At 41.0% G+C, this 1829-nt stretch carries 1 protein-coding gene; it reads left to right on the top strand.

Features of this window, described 5'->3' with window-relative positions:
- Positions 1 to 336: 336 nt before the first annotated feature.
- Positions 337 to 1248, top strand: a complete 912-nt coding sequence (galU, locus tag H5180_RS23255; RefSeq protein ID WP_182759250.1) for a UTP--glucose-1-phosphate uridylyltransferase GalU — start codon at positions 337 to 339, stop codon at positions 1246 to 1248.
- Positions 1249 to 1829: the final 581 nt, after the last annotated feature.

Raw genomic sequence — 1829 nt, forward strand, 5'->3', positions numbered from 1 at the left:
TGTTAGGGTTAAGAGTCAGCGGGGTTTAAAAACTCATTGCTAATTCCATTTCCTGCAGGTTGTAAATTTATCGTAGGAGGATGGCTGGCCACGGCTAAAAGGTTAAAGGTACTAAGTGGTAGGTAAGTGCCTAGGAACTCGTTGGTCGAAGCGTGGCTTTTGTTTTCTCTTTATCTTCTCTTTGTGCAAATAGTGTTTATAATTTTGCCGAAGCCCGTAGCCCGAAACCCGAAGCCCGAAGGCCGAAGCCCGAAGCCCTAACTCATTCACTCCCTATAAAGCTTTGTGCTGTTAGATTGAAACTGATTAAATTAAATATTAAATAAAGGACTAACTATGAAAGCTGTTATCCCTGTTGCTGGACTTGGTACGCGCATGTTGCCAATGACTAAAGCAATCCCTAAAGAAATGCTACCTTTAGTTGATAAGCCACTTATTCAATATATTGTTAATGAGTGTGTTGCGGCCGGTATTAAAGAAATTGTGCTTGTAACCCACAGCTCTAAAAATGCGATTGAAAACCATTTTGATACTAGCTTTGAGCTTGAAGCGACACTTGAGAAGCGCGTAAAGCGTAAGTTACTTGATGAAGTGCGCTCTATTTGCCCGCCTGATGTAACTATTTTGCACGTACGCCAAGGTGAAGCTAAAGGTTTGGGGCATGCTGTATTATGTGCAAAACCAATCATTGGTGATAATGATTTTGTGGTTTTACTGCCTGATGTAATACTTGATGCATATACTGCAGATCAAAAAACTGAAAATTTAGCGGCAATGATAACGCGTTTCAAAGCGGTATCTGCAAGCCAGATTATGCTTGAGCCTGTACCTGAGCAAGATGTCTGCAAGTACGGCATTGCTGATATAAATGGCGCTGTAATTACTGCGGGTGAAAGTGCAAAAATAAAAACTATGGTTGAAAAACCAAGTGCTGAAGATGCACCATCAAACCTTGCTGTAGTTGGCCGCTATGTGCTGTCAAAAACTATTTGGCAATTACTTGATAAAACTCCGGTTGGCGCAGGGGGGGAAATTCAATTAACTGACGCTATTGATATGTTGATGAAAATTGAAACGGTTGAGGCATTCCATATGAGTGGCCGAGCTCATGACTGTGGTGATAAATTAGGTTATTTAAAAGCAATTGTTGAATACAGCATGCGTGATGAAAATTTAGGCGTTGACTTTACAAGCTTTGTTACAGAGTTAGTTAATCCTAAAAAACCAAACCATTTAAAAGCTGTGTGAGATTTAGGTTTTAGGGGCTAGGAAGACAAAGGTTCTAGGTGTTAGGTTTTAGGTTTTAGGTGTTAGGTTTTGGTAAAGATTAAACTGTTGTGATTCAATGAAACCAAGCACAGTGTTAGGGTTAAGAGTAGGCGGGGCTTGATGCCGCGCGGTTTATAAAACTCATGGCTAAAGCCATTTCCTACAGGGTTTAAATTTATCGTAGGAGCCGGCTTCAGCCGCGAAAGATTTTAAAGGTTCTAGGGAAGTGGCTAGGTGTTAGGCTTAACTTTACTTTCTCGGTGTAGCGCGAAGCGCCTCGGTGCTCTCGGTGGTAAAAATTGTTTAATTGATTTATTCACAAATATATTAATGAACACGCGTCAGCAAGCTTAACGCCTACAGTGTTAAATTGTATTCAGGTGTTTAATTACGTGTAGGCGAGTGGCTTGCCACCGCGAAAATGTTAAAGGTGTTAGGTGTTAGGTGTTAGGTGTTAGGTGTTAGGTAGAGATTAAACCAAGCACAGTGTTAGGGTTAAGAGTCGGCGGGGTTTAAAAACTCATGGCTAAAGCCATTTCCTACAGGGTGTAAATTTATCG

Source organism: Pseudoalteromonas sp. SR41-4 (assembly GCF_014163985.1).
Lineage (GTDB): Bacteria > Pseudomonadota > Gammaproteobacteria > Enterobacterales > Alteromonadaceae > Pseudoalteromonas > Pseudoalteromonas rhizosphaerae.